A 25,402-nucleotide genomic window follows, 5' to 3' on the forward strand; every position below is an offset into this window, starting at 1 on the left:
TGCGCCGTCGCGGACCGACCTGCGGTCCGGCTTCCGCACCTCACTGATGTGTCCACGCGGGTTGGGCGACGTTGCCCACGCGCGTGTGCTGCCCCAGCAGCGCCACCTGCCGGAACTGCCAGAGGATCGCTCCGGTCGGCGCGTGGATCACCATGTCGTGACGCAGTGGCATCTGGAGCAGAGGGCTGCCGTCGGCGGCCGTTCGCCATCGCGGCACGGCGTCGTCGAGAAGCCGGTGCAACGGCACTGGGTGCAGGGAGTGAACCTCGACCGGATCACGGCGGGGCCGCCTGGGACGGTCGAGCACGACAACCACCGGGGTGATGACGAAACCGGAGCCGGTGACGAAGTCGTCGAGAACGCCCGCGACCTCGGCACTGCTCGCTTGCAGACCGGCTTCTTCGTGAAGCTCGCGGAGTGCGGCCTCGACGGCGGTCTCGCCCTCCTCCACCCGGCCGCCGGGAAGCGCCCATTGACCGGCGTTCCGGCCGCCGAACGCGCGCTTGATGACCAGGACGCACGGTTCGCCGCGGTGCTCGAAGACGGTCAGCGCAACACCGGCGCGGCGTCGTACGCCGGATGTCGGTGGCGCGACGCGTGAGAACGCGGCGAGGTTGGCCCGCATCGTGGCGGCGACAGCAGGGATCTCCTCGGAGAGCGGTCGAGCGGCCGTCATGCCACGCGCCCGTCGGAGTCGACGAGCAGCTCGCGGTGCATGAAGTCGAGCAGGATCGCGCGCATGCGCTGCGGTGTCACGCCGGGCATGCCGGTCATCACCTGGATGCCGAGCCCGTCGGTGAGGGATGTGAAGCGCAAGGCGACCTCCTCGGCGTCGACGTCGCGGAAGACGCCTTGACGCTCGCCCCGTCGGATGATGCGGATCACCGTCTCCCGCCACCGTGCGTAGAAGTCGTTGTGGATCGGTCGCAGCTCAGGCCTGAGCGCGCTCTCGCACCAGAACTGCAGCCAGACCGACCACTCGTTGGCGATCGAGCCACCCGCGGGAACCTGGTTGTCGATCAGCCGCTCGAGCCGCTCGCGCGCGTCGTCGACGTCGCGGAGTGCGGCGTACTGGCGTTTGAACGTCTGCTCCACGCAGTAGCGCATCGCGGCCTCGAGGATCTCCTGCTTGCCCGGGAAGTAGTAGTGGACCGCGCCCGAGCTGGTGCCGCATGCGGCTGCGATGTCGGAGACGCGCACGGCGTGGTAGCCCTTCTCTGCGATCAGCCGCCAAGCCTCCTCGAGGAAACGGCGTCGGCGTTCGTCGTCGCTGACGTCGTCGAACCGCTCCGCCGTGACGGGCTTCCGGTCCTGAGGTCCTTGGCCGTGCCCGTGGAGGAGCCAGTCGACCGACACGTCGCCGGCGCTGGCCATGCGCCCCAGCTCGTCCGTGCTGAAGCGGCGGACCCCGTTGAGCGACTTGGACAGCTTGGTGGGGTCGAGGCCGATGACCTGCGCGGCCTCGCGCTGTGTCGGCGCGATCCTGGAGACGACCTGTCTGATGCGGTCGTTTAGCTCAACTTCCATGGCGAGAATCTATCGCGCAATTGCGAATTGCGCAACTAGAGCAACTTGCGACTGGCTTAAGTCGGGAACCGATTCGATGGCGTCAAGTGACCGCGTGCTCCCTAGGCGTGAGGCTTTTCCGTGGGCCTGTTGACCTTTCGATGAGACCGTGGTCACAATGAACCGCAACAGCATGACTGGTGGATCAGTCAGATGTTGCGAACGGGCCGAGTTGGTCACCACGAGCCGCGTCAGTCGGCACACCTCGAGGGATTGATGATGTTACGGAGCACCCGAAGCAAGGCAAGGGACAACGATCCGGCCACAGACCATGATCCTGACGCCGGGCGCACGGGCGTCGACATGGCCGTCTTCATCCCGGCGGGCGGGCTCGCGCTGGGGTTTGTGCTCTGGGGCGCGCTGAAGCCGGCGAGTCTGGCGAGTGTCGCCGCTGGCTCGATGGAGCTCATCAGCGCAAACTTCGGGTGGTTCTTCATCCTGGCGACCAACGGGTTCCTGGTCTTCGCCATCTACCTCGCGATGAGCAGGTTCGGCAGCATCCGGCTCGGTCGCGACGGGGAGCGCCCCGAGTTCCGCACCGTCTCCTGGATCTCGATGATGTTCGCCGCCGGTATCGGCATCGGCCTGATCTTCTACGGCGTCGCCGAGCCGATGAGCCACCTGATGTCACCGCCACCGGGCACCGCAGAGGCCGGCACCGAGCAAGCCGCTCGCGTGGCGATGAACCAGACCTTCCTCCACTGGGGTCTGCACGGCTGGGCGATCTACGCGGTGGCCGGACTCGGCATGGCGTACTTCGGCTTCCGCAAGGGTCAGGGCAACCTCATCAGCTCCGCGTGCCGACCGGTGATCGGCAGCCGTTGCGACGGCCCCCTCGGGAAGCTGATCGATGGCATGGCTGTCTTCGCAACGCTCTTCGGTGTGGTGCCGTCGCTGGGCCTGGGGGCGGTTCAGATCAACAGCGCCATGACCTCGCTGTGGGGCATCGAGAGCTCCACCAGCATCGCGCTGGTCATTGTGTTCGCGATGGCGGCCGCGATGGTCCTCTCCGCCGTGACCGGGGTGAAGCGTGGCGTCCAGTTCCTCGCCAACGTGGCGATGGTGACCTCGGTGATTCTCGCGGTCTTCGTGCTCGTCGCCGGCCCAACCCGACACATCGCCGACAGCATGGTCGAGTCCTTCGGTGGCTACGTCACCCAGATCGTGCCGATGAGCATCCGCACCGGAACCTTCTCGCAGGGCGAGTTCGTCAACGGCTGGACGGTCGCGTACTGGGTCTGGTGGATCGCGTGGGCCCCCTTCGTCGGCGCCTTCATCGCTCGCATCTCCCGCGGCCGCACCATCAAGGAGTTCGTCTGGGGTGTCCTGCTCATGCCGTCCGGTGTCAGCTTCGTGTGGTTCGTGATCTTCGGCGGCAGCGCTATGCACGCCCAGGTCACCGGCCAGGCCGACATCGCGGCGCGAGTGGCCGAGAGTCAGGCGAACGCCCTGTTCGCGCTGCTCGACCAGTATCCGGCAGCGAAGCTCGTGACCTTCGTGGTGATGTTCCTGGTCGCCCTCTTCTTCGTCTCCGGCATGGACGCCGCGGCGGTCGTGATGGGCATCCTCTCTTCACGGGGAGCGCTCACGCCTCCTCGCTGGGTCGTCGTGTTCTGGGGTGTCGCCACGGGTGGCGCTGCCGCAGTGCTGCTGGTCGCGGGAGGGCTGGACGCCATGCAGCAGGCGATGCTGGTGATGGCTGCGCCGTTCACCCTGGTCATGATCGTGCTGTGCGTCGGCGTCATGAGGGCGCTCCGCGAGGAGGTCCCGGCCGGCGGGGCCGAGGCAGCGCCGCCTGCCGCGCGTCACAGGGACGACGCCGGCGTCGCTCCGGTCGTGACCGACCGTGACACCGTGCCGCACGAGCAGGCGTCGACGGCGGCCCTCGAGCCGGAGGTCGCGCGATGAGCTCGGTGCTGCGACCGGACGCGCTCGCGGGGCAGGTCGTGCTGGTCACCGGTGGAGGCACCGGGATCGGTCGGGCCGCGGCCGTGGCGGCGGCCGCCGCCGGAGCCGATGTCGCCGTCTGCGGCCGCCGGCCCGAGCCGCTCGACGAGGTCGCCAAGCTGGTCGCCGACCTCGGCCGGCAGTGTGTGACCCACAGCTGCGACCTGCGCGAACCGGACCAGGTCGCCGGCATGGTCGACCGAGCTCTCGAGCACTTCGGTCGGATCGACGTGCTCGTCAACAACGCCGGCGGGCAGTTCATGGCACCGGCGGAGGATCTCAGCGTCAACGGCTGGCGCGCGGTACACCGGCTCGCGGTCGAGTCGGTCTGGAGCGTCACCCGTGAGGTGGCCAACCGGGCCATGATCCCGCAACGCTCCGGACTGGTGGTCTTCATGGCTTTCTCGCCCCGCCGCGGGATCCCGGGCATGGTGCACGCCACCGCGGCCCGGGCCGCGGTGGAGAACCTTGCCAGCGGCCTCGCCCTGGAATGGAGCCGGTTCGGCATCCGCTCTCTGGCGGTCGCCCCCGGGACGATCCTCACCGAGGGTCTTCGCGAGCAGTATGACGAGGACGCGATCGCCGGCTGGACCAGCGCCGTGCCGCTCGGACGGCTCGGGACGCCCGAGGAGGTCGGTGACCTCATCGCGTTCCTCGCGACGCCCGCTGCGTCGTACATCACCGGCACCACCGTCATCGTCGACGGCGGCGTCGACGCATGGGGCACCGGAATGCCGGCGCCCGCACCCGAACCCCGTGAGAAAGGCCAATCGTGACCACCCTGCTGACTACGCCGATCATCCCCGAGGTCGCCGACCTCGGTGCACTGTTCACGCCGCGCACCGTCGCGGTGGTGGGTGCGAGCGACGACACCCGCAAGTACGGCAACTGGATCTCGGTCCAAGCGCTCGAGGGCAAGCAGCCCGTGCACCTGGTCAACCCGAACCGGCCGACGGTGCTCGGCCGTCCGACCGTGCCGAGCGTCACCGCGGTGGGCGAGCCGGTGGACCTCGTCGTCGTCGCGGTGCCCGCTGCCGGATTCGAAGCGGCCGTCGACGACGCTCTCGCGGGCGGCGCCAGAGCGATCGTCGGGATCAGTGCGGGGCTGGGCGAGGCGGGAGCGGACGGCAGACGCCTGCAGGAGCGGGTCGTGGCGAAGGTCCGCGACGCGGGCGCCCGCCTGCTCGGCCCGAACTGTCTCGGCGTGCTGGACCACACCTCCGGTCTGCGGCTCGCTTCCAACGACTTCCCGGTCGGTGACATCGGCGTGATCTCGCAGAGCGGCAACATGGCCCTCGAGCTCGCGACCTGGCTCGTCGACCACGACCTGGGCGTCTCCCGGTTCGCCAGCCTCGGCAACCAGGCCGATCTGACGGCAGCCGACCTGATCGAGGCGTACGCCGTGCACGACGGAACAGCGGCGATCGCGCTGTACTGTGAGGATTTCCAGGACGGCCGTCGGCTGGTGTCCGCGGCGTCCCGGGCTGCCGCAGCAGGCAAGCCGGTCGTTCTGCTCACCGTTGGAGGCACAGACGCCTCGGTGCGCAACGCCCGCTCGCACACCGGAGCGATGGTGTCGTCCGGCATCGTCGTGGGCGCGGCGTGCCGGGCCGCCGGGATGGAGCAGGTCAGCTCCCCGGCGGAGATGGCCCACTTGCTCCAGGCGCTCGTGCGCACCCGGCTCCCCTCGGGCCGTCGTGTTGCCGTGCTCGCCGACGGTGGCGGCCACGCCTCCGTCGCCAGCGACCGCGCGGCCTCGGAATGGCTGGAGGCCGTGGAATTCTCTGCCTCGCTCCAGGACCGGATCGCGGCCGAACTTCCCCCGACGGCGGGTGTCAGCAACCCGATCGACGTCGCCGGCGGTGGCGAGCAAGACATCCACTGCTTCGCCCGTGTCCTCGAGCACCTCCAGACGACCGACGAGGTCGGCGCCACACTGATGAGCGGCTACTTCGGCGGGTACGGCGGCTACGGTGACGCGCTCGCCGAGGCCGAGGTCGAGACGGCTGAGGAGATGGCCGAGGTCGTGGCCAGGCACAGTGGCAGCCTCGTCGTGCAGACCATGAACCATCGGTCTGCGGCGGCGGACCGGCTGCGCACGGCCGGCATCCCGGTGTACCGCGGCATCGACGAGGCGTCCTGGGTGCTGGGCCGGCTCGCGGCCCGGGGCGCCCGGGGAGCCGACGGCGTACCGGCGCTGCCGGATCCGGAGGCGCCGCTCGCCGACACCGGATACTTCGTGGCGCGGCATCTGCTCGAGGAGGGCGGCGTGCCGTTCCCCGGTGCCGTCGAGGTCTGCGACGAGGCCGAGTTGCGTGCCGCCGGCGCGAAGCTCGCCTTTCCTGTGGTCCTCAAGGCGCTCGGGGACGAACACAAGTCCGACCGTGGTGGCGTGGTCCTCGGCATCCCGGATGAGGAGGCGCTGGTCGCGGCGTATCGCGACATCGTCGACCTGCTTGCGCCGCCGAGCTGCTCGGTCGAGGAGATGGCCGACCTCTCCGGCGTGGTCGAGCTCCTCGTCGGCGTACGGCGGGATCCCCGCTTCGGCCCCGTCGTCCTCGTAGGGCTCGGCGGCGTGTACGCCGAGGTGCTCCGTGACGTGGCCTGCGCGCTCGGCCCGGTGACCCGCGACCAGGCGAAGGAGCTGCTGCTCTCGCTGCGGGCTCCGCACTCCTGACGGGAGCGAGGGGCCGTACGCCCGTCGACCTCGAGGCGGCGGCCAATGTGGTCGCTCGCCTGAGCGCGGTCGCTGCGGCACACCCGGAGATCGCAGAGATCGAGTGCAACCCCGTTGCCGCCGGTCCGCGGGCGGCCCTGGCTCTCGACGCCCGGGTGGTGCTCACGGACTGAGCGGCACTTTCTTCCCGAACCGACAACCAGCACGACACACCAGACAGAAAGCGATTCCCATGGACTTCCGGATGACTCCCCGCCAGATCGACCTCAAGCACCAGGCGCGTGCCTGGACCGAGGCGATGTACGCCTTCGAGCTCGACTGCGAGATGAACAACGGGCTGAGCCTCGAGCAGCACGCCAAGGTGAAGCAGCTGATCATCGACCACGGTCTCGCCGCCATCAACATGCCGACCGAGTACGGCGGCGCCGGCTACTCCGTGCTTGAGCAGGCGATCATCTCCGAGGAGGTCGGCAAGCTCACCGGCGCGCTGTGGGACACCATGTGGCGGCCCGCCAACGCGCTGAAGGCCGCCACCGAGGCGCAGCGCGAGGAGTACCTGTTCCCCGAGATCCGGGGCGAGCGGCGGGACGCGGTCGCCGTGACGGAGCCGAACGCAGGCTCCGACCCGCAGAACATCTCGACCACCGCGGTCAAGGACGGCGACTCGTACGTCATCAACGGCGAGAAGTGGTTCGTGACCGTGGGCGACGCCGCCGACTTCATCCTCACCCTGTGCTCGGTCGACGGTGCGCCGACGATGTTCATCATCGACAAGGACCTGCCGGGTGTGGAGGTGCAGCGGGTTCCGCGTTACACCCACACGTTCGTCTACGAGCACCCCGAGTTCGTCTTCAACGACGTCCGTGTCGGCGCCGACAAGATCCTCGGCGAGGTCGGCCAGGGGTATGAGCTGACCCGCGACTGGTTCGTCGAGGAGCGGATCATGATCGCGGCTCGCACCATCGGCGCTGCTGACCGTGCGACCCGGCTCGCCACCGACTGGGCGAAGGAGCGCGAGCAGTTCGGTGCCTCGATCCTGAGCTACCAGCTGATCCAGGACATGCTCGCCCGCAACACCGTCGACATCCTCACCAACCGGGCACTCGTCTACCAGTTCGCCTGGGAGGCCGATCAGGGCATGGACCGCAAGGCGCTCAACGCCAAGGCTGCGGTGATCAAGCTCGGGGCGTCCGAGGCCTCCAACCGGTGTGTCGACAACGCGCTCCAGATCTTCGGGGGGCGTGGTTACATGCGGGAGAACCCGGTGGAGCGTCTCTGGCGTGAGCTGCGGGTCGACCGGATCTGGGAGGGCACCACCGAGGTCCAGAAGCTGATCGTCGGTAACGAGCTCAACAAGCGCGGCTCGGCCGGTCTGCTCGACTACGCCGGTGCCTCAGTCTGATGGCTGAAACCCGGGATCAGCTGGTCCGGTTGCACGACCACGGTGACGTCGTGGTCGTGCAGCTCGACCGGCCGGCCAAGCTCAACGCGCTGTCGACGGCGGTCGAGCAGCAGCTGCTCGACGCCGTCGCCTCCGCGCGGGTCGCCTCAGCGCGCGCGGTGGTGTTCGCTGGCAGCGAGCGCGCGTTCTCGGCGGGCGCCGACACCAGCGAACTGCCGCAGATGACACCGGACCGGATCGCGGCCTACTACCGCGGGAGCGGCTCGGTCTACGAGGCCGTCGCCCGTCTGCCACAGCCGACGGTCGCGGCGATCGCGGGCTACTGTCTCGGCGGCGGGTTCGAACTCGCGCTCGCCTGCGACCTCAGGATCGCCGCAGAGGGGGCGACGTTCGGACTGCCTGAGGTCGCGCTGGGCATCCTGCCGTCGTCAGGGGGTATCACCCGGTTGGTGCGAGCAGTCGGGGCGGCAACCACCCGCGATCTGGTGCTGTGCGGTGACCGGTTCGACGCCGCCGAGGCACACCGGCTCGGGCTGGTCCGCGACGTCGTCGCCCCCGGTGAGGTCGACGCCAGGGCGCTCGACCTCGCCAAGCAGCTGTCGGCTCTGCCCCCGCTGGCGGTCGCCTGGACCAAGGCCGCGATCGACGCAGCCGCTGAGTCCTCGACGGCCACGTCGCTGCTCGTCGAGCAGCTCGCCTACGCGGCGCTCAACCAGGCCGCACACAAGAAGGATGAGGCGTGAGCTCGATCGACCGGGTCGGCGTGCTCGGGTGTGGACTCATGGGTGCCGGCATCGCCGAGGTGTGTGCCCGTGCCGGTCGTGACGTCGTCGTCGTGGAGACCAACCGCCCCGCTGCTGATGCCGGCCGGCTGCGGGTGGTGCGCTCTCTCGGCCGCGCGGTCGACGCGGGCAAGCTCAGCGACGACGATCGGGCGGCGGCGATCGAGCGGCTGACCTTCACCGCTGACCGGGACGCGTTCCACGACCGGCAACTGGTCGTCGAGGCGGTGCCGGAGGTGCTGGCGCTCAAGATCGAGGCGTTCGAGGCGATCGACAAGATCGTCACCGGGGCCGACGCGATCCTGGCGTCCAACACGTCGTCGATCCCGATCATGCGGCTCGCCTGGGCTACGTCGCGTGCGGAGCAGGTGCTCGGGCTCCATTTCTTCAATCCTGTGCCGGTCCTGCGTCTCGTCGAGGTCGTGCGTTCTCTGCTCACCGGTGAGCCGGCGGCGCTGCGGATCGAGGAGTTCGCGCGGAACGTTCTCGGCAAGGAGGTCGTGCGCTCCCAGGACCGTGCCGGGTTCGTGGTGAACGCGTTGCTGATCCCGTACCTGCTGTCGGCGATCAGGATGCTGGAGTCTGGCTTCGCGAGCGCCGCGGACATCGACAACGGCATGGTCGAGGGCTGCGCACACCCGCTCGGACCGTTGCGGCTCACCGATCTGATCGGTCTGGACACGACGGTGAGGGTCGCCGAGTCGCTCCATGAGGAGTTCAAGGAGCCGCTCTATGCGCCACCGCCGCTTCTGCTGAGGATGGTCGAGGCCGGACTGCTGGGCCGCAAGGCCGGCCGCAGATTCTACGAGTACGTGCGATGACCGGAGCGGCGGTCCCCGCATCGACACGCTGGGGTGGCCGGTTGCTGTCCAACTGGTCAACAAAGCTCTGAACATCTGCGGGGAAATGCCCCGGAGGGCTACATTCTGTCTTGCTCGCCGGCTCGGGATCGGAGAAGCGTTTTCTAGCTGTCCGATCTTTGCCAGGAGTCTCGTTGAACCACCCCTGCCATCGTGTAGTGCCCAAAATTGGCCGGGCGATCAAGTCTGGGAGTGGCCTCGGCGGCGTACGGCGGAGGCGGGCGTCTATCGCGACGGCGGCAATCCTGTCGTCGGTGGCGGTGTTCTGCGGTCCGGCGACCGTGGCGGTGGCGGTTGCGCTTCCGGGACGCTTGGAGTCGGGGCGGCCGAACGTGCTGATGATCAACGTCGACGACTTGGCGGCGACCGACATCAGGTACATGCCGAACGTGCAGAGGCTGCTGGTGCAGCAGGGGACGACGTTCACCGATGCGGTGGCTCCGACGCCGCTGTGCGTGCCGGCGCGGGCGAGCCTGCTGACCGGGAAGTACGCCCACAACCACAAGAACTGGTCGATCTCGGGCACCAACGGCGGCTACAAGGGCTTCACGGGGCGGCGGAACACGCTCCCGGTGTGGATGGACAGGGCCGGCTACCGCACGATGTTTCTCGGGAAGTACCTCAACAACTACGGCCGGGGAGCGGAGCGCTACTCCAGCGGCGAGCCGGGATGGGATGACTGGCAGGCGACGATCGACCCGTCGACGTATAACCTTTTGAGCCCGAAGTTCAACAGCAACGGCACGATCCAGAGCCCCGGTATCTACAGCTCGGTCGTGCTGAAGAACCGGTCGATCAAGATGATCAAGAGGGCCGGGACCAACGTGGGCGGCAAGAAGCCGTGGTTCCTGTGGGTCAACTACGTGGCGCCCCACGCGGGCGGCCCGGTGGAGGCCAGCGACCCGAAGAGGCGCTACCCCGACCAGCCGTCGCTGTGGCTGGGAACACGCGACCGATGCCCGCCGACAAGGGACGCTTCAGCGGCCTCGAGCTCCCCAGGACCCCCGACATGTTCTACGCCGGGCCCGGCCAGGTCACCGCCGGGAAGCCCTACACCGCAGCCCAGAAGCGAGTGATGCGCTACGTCTACCAGCAGCGCATCGAGGCCGCCCAGTCGGTCGACCGCGCGGTCGCCGGCACGATCGCTCATCTGAAGAGCAGCGGGCAGTACCGGCGTACGGTCATCATCTTCTCCGGCGACAACGGCTACACCACCGGGCACCACAACCGCCAGGGCAAGCTGTGGGAGACGTCGCAGTCCATGCGGATCCCGCTGGTGATGGTCGGCCCGGGAGTCCCGAAGAACATCAAGGTCGGTTCCGCGGTCGGCAACCCGGACATCGCGACCACGGTCGCCGCTCTCGGGCGGGCGACGCCGGGGCGGGCGCAGGACGGGGTCGACATCACCAGGGTGCTCGTGTCGAGCGTGAAGGCCGGCAAGACGCTCTACCGGCCGATCCCGGTCGCCGCCTGGCCGACTCTGGGCGGGACGACCAGCAAGTACCGCGGGATCCGCTACGGGCGCTACACCTACATCACCGTGACCGCGACCGGTGTGCCCGTCCTCTACGACCGCGCCGTCGATCCGTACGAGACACGCAACCTCGCCGGCGACCGGAGGTACGCCAAGGTCGTGGCCCAGCTGAAGGTGATCGAGGCGAAGTATCGCTCCTGCTCGGGCAGCACCTGCCCGAAGACGTACGCAGGCACCCTGGCCACGCCGAGTCCCGGCTGACCGGAGGGCCGTTTGTGAGGCATGCCTTGACTCAAGGTGGATGACTCAGTAACCATTGAGTCAATGGACATTGAGCAACATGCCGACCTGGAGCGAAGGGCCAAGGTGCATGCGGCGCTCGGAGATCCGGTGCGACTTCGGATCGTTGACATCCTCCATACGAACGACGCTTCCCCCACGGAGATCGCCGGGGTGCTGGCGGTCCCGTCGAACCTGTTCGCCCACCACGTCCACGTGCTGGTGAGCGCAGGCGTCGTCTCTCGTCACCACTCCGAGGGCGACCGGAGACGTACGTATCTCCGCCTCGAGCAGGACATGCTCGACAGCCTGGGCACCGGTCTTCGCCGTCCCGCTCCCAAGCGTGTCCTGTTCGTGTGCACCGGCAACACCGCGCGCTCGCACCTGGCTGCGGCGCTGTGGCGCCAGGTCAGTACGATCCCGGCCGATTCGGCCGGTACCCATCCCGCCGACCGCATCAACCCAGGAACGATCGACGTCGCGACCCGCCGCGAGCTGGACCTACCCATCGTCGAGCCGCAGCGGATCGAGGACGTACTGGATCCCGACGACCTCGTGGTCACCGTGTGTGACCGCGCGCACGAGACGCCGAAGGTCCCCGGTGAGCTGCACTGGTCGATCCCCGACCCGGTGGGCAAGGGGCCCGAGGCCTTCGACACCGCATACGCCGAGCTCGAGCGCCGCATCCAGGCGCTCGCATCCCGCTTTGAGCCCGATCAGTCATCCCTGACGCGCAAGGAGTAGACCTATGGACACCGACACCACCGTCGACCAGCAGTCGGCGTCGAGCAGCACCACCGCTCGCACCGCCGAGGAGTTCAGCGGCCACGACAGCGCCGCGATCGAACAGATCCTGCGCGACTCGCTCGACGCCCGAGCGAAGAGCCCGAACGCGACCACCGACGCGCCATCGCTCGCCGAGCAGTTCGCCGGCATCGTCTACTTCTCCGAGATGGCCGCCGACACGCAGCGCGACCGGCGGTCGAGCAATCACCGCACCACGCGCGGTCGCCGCCCCTCGACCCGCCCGTGGCGGATCACTGGGGCGTGAGGTCGGCTTCGCGGCTCGCAGCATCCTCGACGGGACGCCGCGACCAGTAGCTCGCGAGGACCGACCCGGATACGTTGTGCCAGACCGAGAAGATTGCGGCTGGCAGCGCCGCGGCGGGGGAGAAGTGGACGGTCGCGAGGGCGGCCGCGAGGCCGGAGTTCTGCATGCCGACCTCGATGCTGATCGCACGGCGGCTGGACACCGGCATGCCGCAGAGGCGACCGACCGCGTACCCGAGAGCAAGACCGGCGACGTTGTGCAGCACCACCGCGAGGACGACCAGGAGCCCCACGGAGAGCAGCGTGGAGGAGCTCCCGGCGACGACGGCCAGCACGACACCGGTGATGCCGGCGACCGAGATCAGCGGGAGCACGTCGATCACGCGCTCGATGAGACGTGGTAGCAGCAGCCTGAGCACCAGGCCGAGGAGCACCGGCACGAGCACGATCTCCACGATCGAGACGAACAGGTCACTGGCGGAGACCGGCAGGTCCTCGCCGATCAGGAGAAGGACCAGCAACGGCGTCATCACGGGCGCGAGCAGCGTCGACACCGAGGTCATCGCCACCGACAGCGCGGTGTCGCCGCGGGCGAGGAACACCATGACGTTGGAGGCGGTGCCGCCGGGCGCGCAGCCCACCAGGATCATGCCTGCGGTGAGCACGGCGGAGAGGCCGAGCAGGTGCGCGATGCTCCAGCCGAGGAGCGGCATCAGGGTGTACTGCGCGGCGACGCCCAGCAGCAGGGCCCACGGACGTCGAGCGATGATCGCGAAGTCGCTGGGCTGCAACGTCATGCCCATCCCGAGCATGATGATCTGGAGGAGCAGGGGGACCTGGGCAGCCCAGCCGTCGAAAGTGCTGGGCGTGGCCAGTGCGATGGCGCCGGCGACGAGGACGATCAGGGCGAACCAGCGGCCCACGAATGCGCTGATCTGTCGGACTGTGTTCATGCTCTGCCTTCCGAGACGAGGGGCACGGGTCGAACCGATGACCCGCCCGCCGCGAGATCCTCGCAGGAGGCGCGCGGCGGGCGAGGGTGGGGGATGGTCAGGAGAGCCAGTCCAGCTCTCCGTCGACGTACTGGTCGTACGTCTATGCCCCTGAGTCGTCGAGCATGGAGAAGCTCAGGCCTTCTTGGTCGCCCAGAAGATCTCGGCGATCTCGTCGATCTTGGCGAGGAGCTTGTCGGCGGTCTCGAGGTCGAGGGTGCCCTTGGTGCCGGAGGCACCGGCGAGCTTGGTGGCCTCGTTGACGAGGGTGTGGAGCTGGGGGTAGGCCTCGAAGTGCGGAGGCTTGAAGTAGTCGGTCCACAGCACCCACAGGTGGTGCTTGACCAGCTCGGAGCGCTGCTCCTTGATGATGATGGCGCGGGTGCGGAAGTCGGGGTCGTCGCTGTCCAGGGCCTTCTGGATGACCGCCTTGACGGACTCGGCCTCGATGCGGGCCTGGGCGGGGTCGTAGACGCCGCAGGGCAGGTCGCAGTGGGCCGAGACCTCGATGGTGGGAGCGAACAGACGCATGGTGGTTCCTCTCGATGATGTGGTGGAGAAAGACCGTCGATGTCGGCGGTCAGGAAGCCTTCTCGGGCAGGATCCCGTCGAGCGGGACGGTGCTGACGGAGGGGCCGAGCGACCAGTAGTGCCGGTCGTGGTGGAGGAGCGGCTCGGCGTTCTCGCCGAGGGTGACCTCGTCGACCTCGATCAGCACCAGCCAGGCCTCGCCGGCGGGGACGACGCGGACGACGCGGCCGTAGAAGGTCGCCGCGGCGTCGTCCAGGATCGGCGGCTCGCCGAGCGGGAGCCTCCAGCCCTGGGTCAGCGTGAATCGTGGCGCCGTGCGGTCGGCGAAGGCCGCGGCCACGTGTGCCTGGGAGTCGGTCAGCACGTGCACCGCGAGTCGGTCGCTCTCGGTGAATGCCGGGCCGGACCGGCTGGACCGGGAGACCGAGAACGACAGCATCGGCGGGTTCGCGCTCACCGAGGCCACGCTCGAGACGGTCGCCCCGACGGGTCCTGTCTCGGTCGAGGTGGCGACGATGGCCACGCCGGTGGGGTATCGACGGAAGCCGGCCTTGAACTGGTCGGTGAGTGTGTCGCTCACACCCCCCTCCTCTCTCTTTCGCAGCGACGCTAAAACATCAAGTCCGGTTGAGGTCCAGTCATCCACGGTGTGATCGCGGACTCATCTGCCTGGCGTCGCCTGAGATCATGTCAGGTGTCGCGGGTGCTACTTGTTAGACTTGCTAAGCACTCGTTATACAACTCGGGTTGGTGTGTCGCCGTACGCCGATGCCGACCGCCGTTGCGGTCCGCTACGACTTCGAAGCTGGGGCCTCGGTCGCCTAACCTTCCCAAAGAACCGCTCTGCCTCACGACCTAAGGAGTCCCTTCGTGGACGTCTCCCCGCTCATCTGGTGGTTGACCATCGGCATCGCCAGTGCCGTGCTGCTCTTCGACGTACTCGTCATCGGCCGTCGTCCCCACGAGCCCTCGCGTCGAGAGCTGATCGTCGCCCTGAGCGTCTACATCGGCCTGGCCGTGCTCTTCGGCATCGGCGTCTTCGTGTTCTCCGGCCCGAAGTACGGCACCGAGTTCTTCGCGGGCTGGCTGACCGAATACTCACTCTCGGTCGACAACCTGTTCATCTTCATCATCATCATGTCGAAGTTCGCGGTGCCGAGGCAGTATCAGCAGAAGGCGCTGCTGATCGGCATCATCCTGGCGCTGATCTTCCGCGGCATCTTCATCGCAGTCGGTGCGGCCGCGATCGAGAACTTCAGCTGGGTCTTCTACCTGTTCGGTGCGTTCCTGATCTACACCGCGGTCAAGCTGGCCATGGAGGGCGGCGAGGACGAGGACGAGTACGAGGAGCCTGCCGTGGTGAAGTACCTCGAGCGGCACATCCCGCTGACCTCGCAGTGGAGCAGCGCGAAGATGTTCATCCGTGAGAACGGCAAGCGGGTCGCGACCCCGATGTTCGTGGTCATCTGTGCTCTCGGTACGACCGACCTGCTGTTCGCGCTCGACTCGATCCCGGCGATCTACGGTCTGACCAACGAGGCCTACCTGGTCCTGACCGCCAACATCTTCGCCCTGATGGGTCTGCGTCAGCTCTACTTCCTCATCGGCGGCCTGCTCGAGCGGCTGGTCTACCTGTCCTACGGTCTGGCGATCCTGCTCGGCTTCATCGGCCTCAAGCTCGTCTTCCACGCGCTCCACGAGAACGAGCTGCCCTTCATCAACGGTGGCCACCACGTCGAGTGGGCCCCGGAGATCCCGATCGCGGTCTCGCTCAGCGTCATCGTCGGCATCCTGGCGATCACCACGATCCTCAGCCTGCTGAAGTCGCGCAGCATGACCGAGAAGGAGCGCGACGACGCCACCGGCCCGCGCAGCATGTAGGCCCTACGCTGAGGTCATGACGTCAGTCCCTGCCCCAGGTCCCCGTTGGCTCGGAGACCTGGGGCAGGTCGCGTTGGCGGGGTTGCTCGCCCTGGTGCTGCTGCCGGTCGGCTGGACGTCGGTGGTCGATGGTGAGGTGGCCAGGGGCTGGGAGATCGCCCTCGTGGCCGCACTGCTGGCTCTGCACGGCGCCGTGGCCACCGCCCGTCGCTGGCCGCTGGCCTCGTACGTCGTGGGCGCGCTGTCCGAGCTGGTGCTGGTCGCAGGCCCGGATCTGAGCGGGCCCACCGCGGAGGCGGCCGGGAGCGACTACGGGCCGGTGCTGCTGCCGAGCAGCCTGTGCTTCTTCGTGCTGCTCTACGCGGTGAGCGCCCGGGACCGGAGGCCGTGGCCGGGGGTGGCGCTCGGCATCGCGCTGGTGGGGTGCCTGGTCACCGTCGTACGTCTGTCGAAGTTCGAGGGCACCGGGCTGGAGGGGTGGACGTGGTGGCTGATGGTGGCCACCGCGACGCTCGGTGCCACGGTGGCCGCCTGGGCGCTCGGCAGGTTCCGGGCGACCCGGGCCGCCTGGATCGACCAGCTCGCCGACCGGGCCGCAGCCGAGGAGCGCCAGCGCATCGCCCGGGAGATGCACGACGTTGTCGCGCACTCGCTGGCGGTCGTGGTCAGTCACGCCGAGGCCGGCCGGATGGTCGTCGCGCAGCAGCCGGATCGGGCCTCCGGGATCCTCGACACCATCGCGACCACCGGCCGGGAGGCGCTGGCGGAGATGCGCGGGCTGCTCGGCGTACTCGGCGGCGAGTCATCTCGACAAGCTCGATACATCGCCTCGACCGAGCCGCAGCCGGGGTTGGCCGATGTGGACGATCTCGTCGAGCGGATGCGCGAGGCCGGTCTGACGATCCGCCTCGAGGCGGACGAGCTCGGCCAGGTCGCGCCGGCCGTCGGCCTGACCGCCTATCGCGTCGTCCAGGAGGCACTCACCAACGTCACCCGTCATGCCGGCCCGGGAGCCGTCGCGACCGTGTCGATGACACGCGTCGGTCGCCAGCTGCGCGTCGAGGTCAGCGACGACGGCGTCGGGATCCAACGACCGCCGGGACGCGGACTGCGCGGGATGCGCGAACGGGTCTCTGCCGTCGGCGGCACCCTCGAGGCCGGGCCGAGCGGCGAAGGATGGCGGGTCCGCGCCATGATGCCCCTATGACCGAGCACGAGACCCCGATCCGGGTCGCGATCGTCGACGACCAGGAGCTGATGCGCTCGGCACTCCGGATGATGGTGGAGAGCCAGCCCGACCTCGAGCTCGCCGGCGAGGCGGCCGACGGTCACGAGGCGCTCGCCCTGGTGCGTACGAAGCGGGTCGACGTCGTCCTCATGGACCTGCGGATGCCCCGTCTCGACGGGATCCAGGCGACGGCCTCGATCACCGGCGAGCAGCCGGCCACCAAGGTGGTCGCGCTGACCACGTTCGATCTCGACGACTACGCGTTCCCGGCGATCCGTGCCGGGGCCAGCGGCTTCCTCCTCAAGGACGCCCGCGCCGAGGAGATCGTCGCCGCCATCCGCACCGTTCACGCAGGTCACGCCGTGGTTGCGCCGTCGACGACGCGACGCCTGCTGGAGCACGTGGCGACCGGCCCGGCCCCCGACGGCGGGCGGGCCGCCGACATCCGCGCGACTCTGACGCCTCGTGAGCTCGACATGCTCCTCGAGCTCGCCACCGGTGACAGCAACGCCGAGATCGCGCGTCGCGTCCACCTCTCCGAGGCCACGGTGAAGACGCATGTCGGCCATGTGCTCGCCAAGCTCGGCCTGCGCGATCGGGTGCAGGCGGTCGTGCTGGCGTACGAGACGGGGTTGGTCGGACCCCGGAGCTGAGTCTCATCCCAGAGGATGAGGGGTCCGCGACCTGTGGGCGACGAGCCACCGTCGCCCGAGGACCAGTGTGGAGACATGACCACACAGACAGCTGTCAGAACGAGACCGATCCCGTCGGGCGCCTACTCCAGCCGGCCCTGGAGGATCCACGAGATCACCGAGGACTTCGACCTCGAGGACGTCTGGGCCCTGCCCGTCCGGGGCGGAGCGGACGACTTCCCGCGCTTCGTCGACTCCATGATGGGTGGTGACGACCGCGACTTCCCTGCGGCGTACCGCTTCCTGTTCGCCGTCCGCATGGCCCTCGGCCAGCTGCTCGGCACCGACGAGGACGAGCACGGCCTCGGCCGACGGGTCGCCTCGCTGAGCGACCGCCTGCCGGCCGACCTCCGCGACCAGCCCGCCCCTGAGCACGACGGCGCGTTCCACCCGCTCTTCCTGACGGATCGGGAGTACGCGGCGGAGGTCGCCAACCGCACGGTCCACGGCGTCCTGCACCTCGGGTGGGTCGAGGTCCCCGAGGTTCCCGACGACTACAGCGCCCAGATGAGCGTGCTGGTGCGGCCGAACGGCGTGCTCGGGGAGGCGTACATGGCGTTCATCAAGCCGTTCCGCTACCTCGTCGTCTACCCGGCGCTGCTGCGCACCGTCGGCCGTCGCTGGGAGACCGCTCAGGGGGTGGCCCGATGAGTGTCACGATGGAGCGTACGCAGCCACCGTCGGCCGTGCGGCGCGCGGCGCCGTGGGTGGCCGGCGCCTGGACCCTCGCCTTCGGCGCCCTGTCCGGGCTGGCGTTGCTGGGCAGGGCGCCGGACCCGTGGGTGCCCGACGCGGCCTCGCCACTCGGCGGCCTCGACGGCACCCAGATGTCCTGGGTGATTGCGATGCTCGCCCTCCTCGTCCTGGTTGTCGGGGGCGCGGCGGTGAAGACGCGGACGCCGCGTACGACCAGGGCGACCGGGTGGTTCCTGATCGTCGTCGGACTCGTCGTCGCCGCGGTCGTCTCCGACGTCCGCGCCCTGATGTTCCTCGGCTACCTGCCACAGGTCCTGCTCGCGACAGTCGGGCTCGGGCCGGGTGCCGGAAAGCTCGAGTGGGGTCTCTTCGTCGATTCCGGGGCCGCTCTGGGGCATGCTGTCGGCGGCCTGGCCATGGTCGTCGCCGGCGTCTCCCTGCTCGCGCGGGCCACGCCGGGCGGGCGTCTGGACTGGGGCCGCTGGGCGCGCTGGGGTCGTCCTGCGGTGGCGGTCGCAGTCGTCGTACCGCTTCTCTACGCCGCCACCCGGATCGCCTGGACGGTCGGCATCCCGTTGGGGATCAGCCGGGAGATGCTGGACGAGCTCGGCGAGGGGAGATGGGCGGGCTTCGGACTCGGCACCTTCGCCGTGGTCGGGGCGATCCTGACCTGGGGACTGGTGGCCCGCTGGGGCGAGGTGTTCTGGCGCTGGGTGCCGCGTGTCGGTGGGCGCCCGGTCCCGGTCGCGATGGCCCTGGTGCCGGGGATCCTGGTCGCCAGCGCCGTGACGTCCGCCGGGATCTCGTTCTGGCGGATGGCGATCGCGGACGACCTCTGGACGGTCCCCGGGGCCACCTCGGACTGGGGCGCCTGGGCCCCGGAGATGCTGTGGCCGCTGTGGGGTGTCGCTCTCGCGGTCGCCTGTCTCGCCTACCTGGGGCGGCGCACCGACGGAGTCGAACTCTTGGCCAAGTCCAGGAAAACTCTCGGCTGAGCCCGGGCCAGCCGCAGCCTGAACAGGGACTATGTACCCATGCGTATCCGTCCCCCACGCGCCGGTCGCCAGCATTTGAATCATCTGACCGGACAGGGCGGAACCGCTCTGAACAGTCAGAGCCTTGCCGGCCGGCTTGTCCAGGAGAGCCGTATCCCCCCTGCAGAGGCCGCGGCCATCGTCGCTCAGGTCGCCCGCATCCTCGAGGCGGGCCACGCCGTCGGGCAGGTGCACGGAGACATCCGGCCGGCCACCATCGGGTACGCCCCGGACGGCCGCATCGCGCTGATCGGCGCGCCCGCGCCGCGCGGCGGTGAAGCCCTGCCGTACATGTCTCCCGAGCAGATCGACCGCCGGCGGATCAGCCCGGCCGGCGACATCTACTCCCTCGGCGCGGTGTTCTTCGAGCTGCTCGCCGGGCGACCGCCGTACGCCGGGGTGGAGCCCGAGCGGGTCGGCAACCTGGTGACCGTGCCCGGTCACCTCGACGGCATCACGGCCGCGATGCTCGCCGACGACCCGGTCAAGCGGCCCCGGGCCGACGAGGTGGTGGCCGTGCTCGAGAGCGGCGTCGCCGCCCCGCCGAAGCGGGTCGTACGGCCGACCGGCCGGACCGGGCCGAGGCTCTCGCCCACGGTTCTGGGCGTGCTGATGCTTCTGGTCCTGCCCGGGCTGGTCTTCGGTGGTTGGGGCACGCTCCGGGAAGCGGACACGATGTCGACGGTCGGGAGCGCGAAGCCGCTGGCGGGCATCCTGCCGACCAGCTTCCAGCTCGCCTTCGACCTCTCGATCGAGCGCGACGCACTGCGGACCGACGCCGAGCTGACCGAGGACTTCCTGCAGGTCACCGACCGGTCCATCGAGGCGTGGACGGCCGAGGTCAGGGAGCTCGACGTCTCGGGTGATCCGGGGTTGCGGCGGCGTACGGAGCGTTCGGCGGCGGCCCTCGAACGGCTCTCGGACATCCGTGCGGCCGCGCGAGAGGGCGACAGGTCCGGCAAGATGGTGGCCGTCGAGCTCTACACCAACGCGGTCAACGGACTGTTCGATCTCGCCGCCGAGCTGCCGACGTTCCAGGACGACGAGCTGGCCCGGCAGGCCCGCAACCTGGAGCTGATCGGGTCCGTCTCCGAGGTGCTCGGCCTCGAGCGGCGGGTCATGGCCAACGCGCTGCGGAACGGGCGCATCAGCGACCAGGGCATCGCCGACCTCGGCGCGGCGCAGGACTCCTGGGCGACCCACTCGGAGTCGATCTACGCGCGCGCCGATCCCGGCATGCGACAGAGGCTCGACAAGATCTCGGGTCGGTCGTTCGAGTTCGGCTCCTACGCGGTCTCGTCCCAGCGCGCCGTCATCCGGGTGCTCAACGCTCGTGACGTCGAGGACGTGATCCGGCAGCTCGAGGACGGTGCCGACGGCAGGCCGGTGGACCAGGTCTGGCTGGCCGACGCGGCCACCTACGTACAGGACCTCAAGAGCGTGGTCGTCGGTTCCGCTCGCCAGCTCGCCGACGATGTCGACCGTGCGCACCAGGACGCCAAGAACCAGACGATCGGCTGGGGGATCTTCACCGGGATCGTGCTGGCGGTGCTCGTCGTCCTCGGTGTCGTGCTGTTGCGATCGCGAGGACGATCAGTTGATGCGTAAACAGGCGACTTCTGCGAAGATCGGCGGATTTCATCGGTGCGTACACGAGACGCACGGGGTGTGAGTCCGACAACATATGCGCATGCGAACGCGCCCCCCGATCGCAGGCCGCTACCGCCTGCACCGACTGCTTGGCCGCGGCGGGATGGGCGAGGTCTGGCAGGCGGCCGACATCCGGCTCGAACGCTGGGTGGCGGTCAAGGTCGTGGAGACGTCCGCCGACCCGAAGGTGACCGAGCGGTTCCGGCGTGAGGCGCTCTCGACCACGGCGGCCAGCCACCCCGGCACGGTGCAGGTGCACGACGTCGGGGTCGAGCAGACCGAGTACGGCAGCATCGTCTACCTCGTCATGGAGCTGCTCCCGGGTCCGACGCTGGCCGACCGGCTCGAGAAGCAGGGGCGGTTCACCGTCGAGGAGGCGAGCGAGGCGATCGTCCAGGTCGCGCGCACCCTCACCGCGGTGCACGCCTCCGGGATCATCCACCGCGACATCAAGCCGTCCAACCTCGTCTACGACGGTGACGGCCGGATCCGGGTGCTCGACTTCGGCATCGCGCAGCTGGCCAACCATCAGGCCGAGCGGCTGACGTCGACCCGCCACGTGATGGGCAGCCTGCCCTACATCTCGCCCGAGCAGGCCGCCGACACCGTGGTCGGGCCGCCGAGCGACATCTACGCGCTCGGGTGCGTCGCGTTCGAGCTGCTCACCGGACGCGCTCCGTACGCCGGTTCCGAGCCGGTCTCGATGATCTACCAGCACGTGACCGCTCCCGTCCCGCACGTCAACGACGTCGTCACGGTGCCGGCCCACATCGACGAGTTCGTGGCGTCGATGATGGACAAGGACCCGTCCCGGCGGCCGACCGCCGGCGAGGTCGTCGCCTTCGCGCGTCGTCCCGGCGTCGTCCCCGCGATCACTGCCGGCAGCCGGGAACTCGCCTCCGCGCCGAAGCCCGCGGCGCTCGCGGCTCCCAAGGCGGCCTCGCTCGCCGTGCCATCGCCCTCCTCGCCGTCGAAGGCCTCGCCGGTGACAGCGGTCGCGGGCGTGGTGGAGTCGGTGCAGCGTACGCCTCGGTCGCATGCCGCCCCGAAGCCGAGGTTCCTGCGCAGGCGGGTCCTCGGCACGCTTCTGGTGCCGGTCGTGATCGCCCTGGTCCTGGGCGGGCTGTCCTTCGCCGACGCCCTCGACGAGCGGTCCGTCTCCAGCCGGGCGATGACGATCGCCGGCGCGCTCCCGGAGAGCTACGAGCTCGGGATGGACCTCATCTTCGAGCGGGACGCGCTGAGCTCCGACGAGGTCCCGGACGCGGTCCGGCAGGCCTATCGCCAGGTGACCGACGACTCGATCGAGGCCTGGCACGCCGACATCACCAAGGTCGACCTCGCCGACACCCCGAGCCTGCGCGAGCGGGTCGAGCGCACCTACACCGTCCTCAAGGGCATCGACGCCTACCGCAAGGACCTCGAGGACGGCGACAAGGCGAGCACGGAGGCGGCGGCCGCTGCCTACACCGACACCGCCTACGAGCTACTCGACTTCGCGACCGAGATGCCCAACATCCGCAACGAGAAGATCTACAAGCAGGTCACCAACCTCAAGTACGTCCGGTCGGCGGCCGAGTCGCTGGGCGTCGAGCGCGCGATCATGGTGCCGGCGCTGATGACGGGACGGATCGACGAGGAGTCGATGGAGGCGATGAGCGAGGCGCGTACGTCCTGGCAGCTCACCTCGCGCTCCTTCTACGCCGACTCCCCGAAGGCCACCCAGAAGGCGCTGGACAAGATCTCGAACGGCACCTTCGCGGACGGCTCCCGCGGTGTGGTGTCGCAGAACGCCGTCGTCCAGGTGATCAACGACGGGTCCTTGGAGGGTGTCGTCCCCGACCTCGCGGAACACGGTCTCGGTAGGCCGGCCGCCCAGGTCTGGGCCGAGGACATGAACCGCTTCATCCAGCTCCTCAAGGACACCATCGTCGCGATGACCCTGATCGTCGCGGACGACGTCGGCGAGGAGCACCGGGGTGTCCAGACCAAGGTCGTCGTCAGCGGGATGGTCGCCGTCGCCGCGTTCCTCGGTGCGCTCGCCCTGCTGGCGGGGATCTTCGTCGTACGCCCGCTGCGCGGGCGCCGACGGTCCGTCAGATCAGAGCAGTGAGGCTCGCGACCAAGGCATCCCAGCGGCTGTCGACGTCGAAGCCCATCTGGCTCAGCATCGCCCAGCCGAAGCCGACGATCGCGTAGAGGCTGATCGGGGTCATCACGACCCACTCCCGGATGGAGCCGGCGTCGCCGAGGATCGGGAGGGCGAAGTGTCCGCCCCGGGTCCACATGTTGTCGAACGGCAGCCACTTGTTGCGCCGTACCCACCTGGGCGGCTTGGGTGCGATCGGCCAGAACAACGGGATCCCCATCGTCGTCACGAAGTCGCCGATGAGATGGACGACGCAGCCCAGAGCGACCGAGAACGGCATCCACCACCACTCCTCGGGCGCGAAGATCGCGATCACGCTCGCCAGCGTCACCGCGGAGACCCAGGGCCAGATGAATCCCCGGCGAGTGAGCTTCAGGGCGTTCATCGCGAACGCGACCAGCAGGATGCACATGATGCCCGGGCCGATCAGGATGCTGCCGAAGCGCTCGGTCTGGACGGCGAGCGTCCCGGCGCCCCAGGCGAGGCCGGTGAAGGCGGCCACGCCGAGGATCGAATGGGTGCCGTTGCGGTGGCCCCCCGAGACCTGTCCGACGATCTTGGTCAGGCCGTCGGAGATCGGCGGCAGCGAGTTGGCGATGGTGCCGTTGTGGTGGTCCGCGTCCGGCAGCAGCGCGGCGCCGGCGCACACCAGGGTGCCGGTCATCACCCCTACGTCCGAGACGCCGGGATACCACCCGAATGCGATCGGTGCCGACGATGTCACTGCGATCCACGCGGCAGCGCCAGAGGCCGCGTGATGCCCGCCCATCATGTGAAGTTGTGTCCCTCTCCAGTGTTCCCCGCCGAATGACCGCGGACGAACGTACCGGTCATCGTGAGGTTGCGCGCGTGCTGGGGCGGTGTGTCTCGTGGCGAGATTCGAATCACTGTTCGAGGGATGATCCGAGGGGAGAAAGGGGTGCGGCCGAGGCGGCAACCTGAATATGATCCGCGGTCATGACGACTCCCGGCACCCACGGCCAGGCCCGCCGTGCGCCGTGGACGTTCGAGACCAGCCGGTGCGCCGCCACGGTCACTCCTGAGGCGATCGAGTTCCGGTTCATGGTGACCGCGCCCGACGGATCGCTGAGCGAGATGCTGCTCTCGGTGGGGCGTCACGACATGCCGACGCTGCTCGAGGAGATCGCGTTCGAGATGCCCGAGGCGCTCGAATGGATGTCGGCGGCGATCATGACGGTCGCGCGGGAGCGGCGGCTGGCCGAGGAGGCCTCGTCCGTGCCGCATCAGCGCGGGGCATAACCTCGGGCGGAGCCGGGTTGTCGCCTCGACAGGCTCGACGACCGATGTCCGACGTTCCAAGGAGAGATCTTTGACCACTACGCACGACTTCGAAGCGACCGCCGCCGACGGCAGCACCGTCGCGCTCGGCGACTACAAGGGCAAGCTTCTGCTGATCGTCAACGTTGCGAGCAAGTGCGGCCTGACGCCACAGTACGAGGGCCTCGAGGCGCTCTACCGTGCCACCAAGGACTCCGGCGTCGAGGTCATCGGGTTCCCGACCAACCAGTTCCTGGGTCAGGAGCCCGGCACCGACGACGAGATCCAGGACTTCTGCAAGACGACGTACGACGTGACCTTCCCGGTCATGGCCAAGGTGGACGTCAACGGTGAGAACGCTGCGCCGCTCTACGACTTCCTGCGGGCGGAGGCGCCCGGAGACTGGGGCCCGCACCTCGGAGCGTTCTACGAAGGCGTCAAGGACCTGACGCCGGCGACCGAGCCCGGCGACATCAAGTGGAACTTCACCAAGTTCCTCATCGGCCGCGACGGCGAGGTCATCAAGCGTTACGAGCCGCCGGTGACGCCCGAGGAGATCCAGGCGGACCTCGGGCAGTATCTCTGACCTGACCCCGGGCGGCGCTCGTTCCCGATGTCTTGTCGGGGCGGGCGCCGTCTTTGCCTAGATAGTTGATCAGAAGATAGTTCGGTATCAGATGGTTCGTTATCATCTGGTTCATGACCGGACCGCGTATCGACCTGCTGTTCCTGCTCAACCAGTCCGCGCACGCCTTCGCCGCTCAGGTCGGCGAGGCGCTGGCGGACCTGGATCTCTCGGTGCGGGAGTACTGCGTCCTGATGAAGGCCGCCGAGGGCGAGTACACCCAGAACGCGGTGGCCGAGATGGCGATGCTGGACAAGACGACCATGGTCACGACGCTCGACAACCTGGAGCAGCGCGGGCTCGCCGAGCGACGCGTCTCGACCACCGACCGTCGAGCTCGCATCGTCGCGCTCACGCCGGACGGCGTGAAGGCGCTCGACGAGGCCTCGAAGGTCTACAACGCGACCGTCGCCACGGCGCTCGAGAGTCTGGCGCCGAGCGAGGGCGAGGCGTTCCTCGAGGCGCTCCAGCACCTGGTCGAGGGGCCGTGGGCCACGCCGTCGCACACGATGACGCTGCGGCGGCGCGCGCCTGCTTCGGCTCGCTGAGAGATAGGTCCACAAAGGAATATCCCGAAATAGATTGTTTCATAACAAACAATCTTCTATG

The 25,402-nt window shown here is 68.9% G+C and carries 25 protein-coding genes and 1 pseudogene; 20 read left to right on the plus strand and 6 right to left on the minus strand.

The features are described 5' to 3' along the window. Window positions 1–40: 40 nt before the first annotated feature. Both G5C66_RS08800 and G5C66_RS08805 read right to left on the minus strand, forming a co-directional pair. Complete coding sequence (locus G5C66_RS08800) at window positions 41–676, minus strand: NUDIX hydrolase (RefSeq protein ID WP_241248357.1); 636 nt, start codon at window positions 674–676, stop codon at window positions 41–43. Then, the gene (locus tag G5C66_RS08805) at window positions 673–1,527 is read right to left on the minus strand and encodes a TetR/AcrR family transcriptional regulator (protein ID WP_165110584.1); all 855 of its coding nucleotides are present in this window, start codon (window positions 1,525–1,527) and stop codon (window positions 673–675) included. Before G5C66_RS08805 ends, G5C66_RS08800 begins: the two co-directional genes overlap by 4 nt. 342 nt (window positions 1,528–1,869) lie before the next feature. Between G5C66_RS08805 and G5C66_RS08810 the strand changes: the two genes are divergently transcribed. The 10 genes and pseudogenes from G5C66_RS08810 (at window position 1,870) to G5C66_RS08855 (ending at window position 12,038) form a co-directional block, all read left to right on the plus strand. Then, complete coding sequence (locus G5C66_RS08810; protein WP_206443867.1) at window positions 1,870–3,474, plus strand: BCCT family transporter; 1,605 nt, start codon at window positions 1,870–1,872, stop codon at window positions 3,472–3,474. After that, entirely contained in the window at window positions 3,471–4,289 is an 819-nt protein-coding gene (locus tag G5C66_RS08815; protein WP_206443868.1) for an SDR family oxidoreductase, read from the plus strand. The genes G5C66_RS08810 and G5C66_RS08815 overlap by 4 nt, the downstream gene beginning before the upstream one ends. A 74-nt stretch (window positions 4,290–4,363) precedes the next feature. Continuing rightward, window positions 4,364–6,363 (plus strand): annotated as a pseudogene (locus G5C66_RS08820) (acetate--CoA ligase family protein). Window positions 6,364–6,434: 71 nt separating this feature from the next. Beyond that, a complete protein-coding gene (locus G5C66_RS08825) occupies window positions 6,435–7,592 on the plus strand; it encodes an acyl-CoA dehydrogenase family protein (RefSeq protein WP_206443870.1) in 1,158 nt (385 codons plus the stop codon). Then, the gene (locus G5C66_RS08830; protein ID WP_165110587.1) at window positions 7,592–8,335 is read left to right on the plus strand and encodes an enoyl-CoA hydratase/isomerase family protein; all 744 of its coding nucleotides are present in this window, start codon (window positions 7,592–7,594) and stop codon (window positions 8,333–8,335) included. The genes G5C66_RS08825 and G5C66_RS08830 overlap by 1 nt, the downstream gene beginning before the upstream one ends. Continuing rightward, on the plus strand, window positions 8,332–9,195 hold the full coding sequence (locus tag G5C66_RS08835; protein WP_165110588.1) for a 3-hydroxybutyryl-CoA dehydrogenase: 864 nt from the start codon (window positions 8,332–8,334) through the stop codon (window positions 9,193–9,195). Before G5C66_RS08830 ends, G5C66_RS08835 begins: the two co-directional genes overlap by 4 nt. A 173-nt stretch (window positions 9,196–9,368) precedes the next feature. Next, window positions 9,369–10,310, plus strand: coding sequence for a sulfatase-like hydrolase/transferase (locus G5C66_RS26440; protein WP_165110589.1), 942 nt, complete (start codon window positions 9,369–9,371; stop codon window positions 10,308–10,310). Next, the gene (locus G5C66_RS26445; RefSeq protein WP_165110590.1) at window positions 10,244–10,969 is read left to right on the plus strand and encodes a sulfatase-like hydrolase/transferase; all 726 of its coding nucleotides are present in this window, start codon (window positions 10,244–10,246) and stop codon (window positions 10,967–10,969) included. The genes G5C66_RS26440 and G5C66_RS26445 overlap by 67 nt, the downstream gene beginning before the upstream one ends. Before the next feature lie 36 nt (window positions 10,970–11,005). Further along, window positions 11,006–11,731: an arsenate reductase/protein-tyrosine-phosphatase family protein gene (locus G5C66_RS08850; RefSeq protein WP_338144119.1), complete on the plus strand. Its 726-nt coding sequence runs from the start codon at window positions 11,006–11,008 to the stop codon at window positions 11,729–11,731. A gap of 4 nt (window positions 11,732–11,735) precedes the next feature. After that, window positions 11,736–12,038: a hypothetical protein gene (locus tag G5C66_RS08855; RefSeq protein ID WP_165110591.1), complete on the plus strand. Its 303-nt coding sequence runs from the start codon at window positions 11,736–11,738 to the stop codon at window positions 12,036–12,038. Here G5C66_RS08855 and G5C66_RS08860 read toward each other — a convergent pair. The 3 genes from G5C66_RS08860 to G5C66_RS08870 all read right to left on the minus strand — a co-directional run bounded on the left by G5C66_RS08860 (window position 12,025) and on the right by G5C66_RS08870 (window position 14,140). Next, complete coding sequence (locus G5C66_RS08860; RefSeq protein WP_165110592.1) at window positions 12,025–12,990, minus strand: bile acid:sodium symporter family protein; 966 nt, start codon at window positions 12,988–12,990, stop codon at window positions 12,025–12,027. The two genes, G5C66_RS08855 and G5C66_RS08860, sit on opposite strands and share 14 nt — an antisense overlap. A gap of 174 nt (window positions 12,991–13,164) precedes the next feature. Then, a complete protein-coding gene (gene sodN / locus G5C66_RS08865) occupies window positions 13,165–13,560 on the minus strand; it encodes a superoxide dismutase, Ni (protein WP_165110593.1) in 396 nt (131 codons plus the stop codon). A 49-nt stretch (window positions 13,561–13,609) separates the two neighbouring features. Next, entirely contained in the window at window positions 13,610–14,140 is a 531-nt protein-coding gene (locus G5C66_RS08870) for a flavin reductase (RefSeq protein ID WP_165110594.1), read from the minus strand. A gap of 290 nt (window positions 14,141–14,430) precedes the next feature. Here G5C66_RS08870 and G5C66_RS08875 point away from each other — a divergent pair, with 290 nt between their 5' ends. The 7 genes from G5C66_RS08875 (at window position 14,431) to G5C66_RS08905 (ending at window position 22,854) form a co-directional block, all read left to right on the plus strand. Then, entirely contained in the window at window positions 14,431–15,441 is a 1,011-nt protein-coding gene (locus tag G5C66_RS08875; RefSeq protein WP_165110595.1) for a TerC/Alx family metal homeostasis membrane protein, read from the plus strand. Between the two features lie 16 nt (window positions 15,442–15,457). Next, window positions 15,458–16,648: a sensor histidine kinase gene (locus G5C66_RS08880; protein ID WP_165110596.1), complete on the plus strand. Its 1,191-nt coding sequence runs from the start codon at window positions 15,458–15,460 to the stop codon at window positions 16,646–16,648. Then, window positions 16,645–17,322, plus strand: a complete 678-nt coding sequence (locus G5C66_RS08885) for a response regulator transcription factor (RefSeq protein WP_165110597.1) — start codon at window positions 16,645–16,647, stop codon at window positions 17,320–17,322. Before G5C66_RS08880 ends, G5C66_RS08885 begins: the two co-directional genes overlap by 4 nt. Before the next feature lie 75 nt (window positions 17,323–17,397). Further along, the gene (locus G5C66_RS08890; protein WP_165110598.1) at window positions 17,398–18,012 is read left to right on the plus strand and encodes a DUF2867 domain-containing protein; all 615 of its coding nucleotides are present in this window, start codon (window positions 17,398–17,400) and stop codon (window positions 18,010–18,012) included. Further along, on the plus strand, window positions 18,009–19,052 hold the full coding sequence (locus tag G5C66_RS08895; protein ID WP_165110599.1) for a hypothetical protein: 1,044 nt from the start codon (window positions 18,009–18,011) through the stop codon (window positions 19,050–19,052). Before G5C66_RS08890 ends, G5C66_RS08895 begins: the two co-directional genes overlap by 4 nt. Before the next feature lie 228 nt (window positions 19,053–19,280). After that, entirely contained in the window at window positions 19,281–20,699 is a 1,419-nt protein-coding gene (locus G5C66_RS08900) for a nitrate- and nitrite sensing domain-containing protein (RefSeq protein ID WP_165110600.1), read from the plus strand. Window positions 20,700–20,781: 82 nt separating this feature from the next. Continuing rightward, window positions 20,782–22,854: a protein kinase domain-containing protein gene (locus G5C66_RS08905; RefSeq protein ID WP_165110601.1), complete on the plus strand. Its 2,073-nt coding sequence runs from the start codon at window positions 20,782–20,784 to the stop codon at window positions 22,852–22,854. Here G5C66_RS08905 and G5C66_RS08910 read toward each other — a convergent pair. After that, entirely contained in the window at window positions 22,838–23,662 is an 825-nt protein-coding gene (locus tag G5C66_RS08910; RefSeq protein ID WP_165110602.1) for a metal-dependent hydrolase, read from the minus strand. The two genes, G5C66_RS08905 and G5C66_RS08910, sit on opposite strands and share 17 nt — an antisense overlap. Window positions 23,663–23,847: 185 nt before the next feature. Here G5C66_RS08910 and G5C66_RS08915 point away from each other — a divergent pair, with 185 nt between their 5' ends. The 3 genes from G5C66_RS08915 to G5C66_RS08925 all read left to right on the plus strand — a co-directional run bounded on the left by G5C66_RS08915 (window position 23,848) and on the right by G5C66_RS08925 (window position 25,341). After that, the gene (locus G5C66_RS08915; RefSeq protein WP_165110603.1) at window positions 23,848–24,150 is read left to right on the plus strand and encodes a hypothetical protein; all 303 of its coding nucleotides are present in this window, start codon (window positions 23,848–23,850) and stop codon (window positions 24,148–24,150) included. A 70-nt stretch (window positions 24,151–24,220) separates the two neighbouring features. Beyond that, the gene (locus G5C66_RS08920; RefSeq protein ID WP_165110604.1) at window positions 24,221–24,754 is read left to right on the plus strand and encodes a glutathione peroxidase; all 534 of its coding nucleotides are present in this window, start codon (window positions 24,221–24,223) and stop codon (window positions 24,752–24,754) included. Between the two features lie 113 nt (window positions 24,755–24,867). Further along, on the plus strand, window positions 24,868–25,341 hold the full coding sequence (locus G5C66_RS08925; protein WP_165110605.1) for a MarR family winged helix-turn-helix transcriptional regulator: 474 nt from the start codon (window positions 24,868–24,870) through the stop codon (window positions 25,339–25,341). Window positions 25,342–25,402: the final 61 nt, after the last annotated feature.

Origin of the sequence: Nocardioides turkmenicus, from assembly GCF_011045035.1 — a bacterium.
GTDB classification, from domain to species: Bacteria; Actinomycetota; Actinomycetes; order Propionibacteriales; family Nocardioidaceae; genus Nocardioides; species Nocardioides turkmenicus.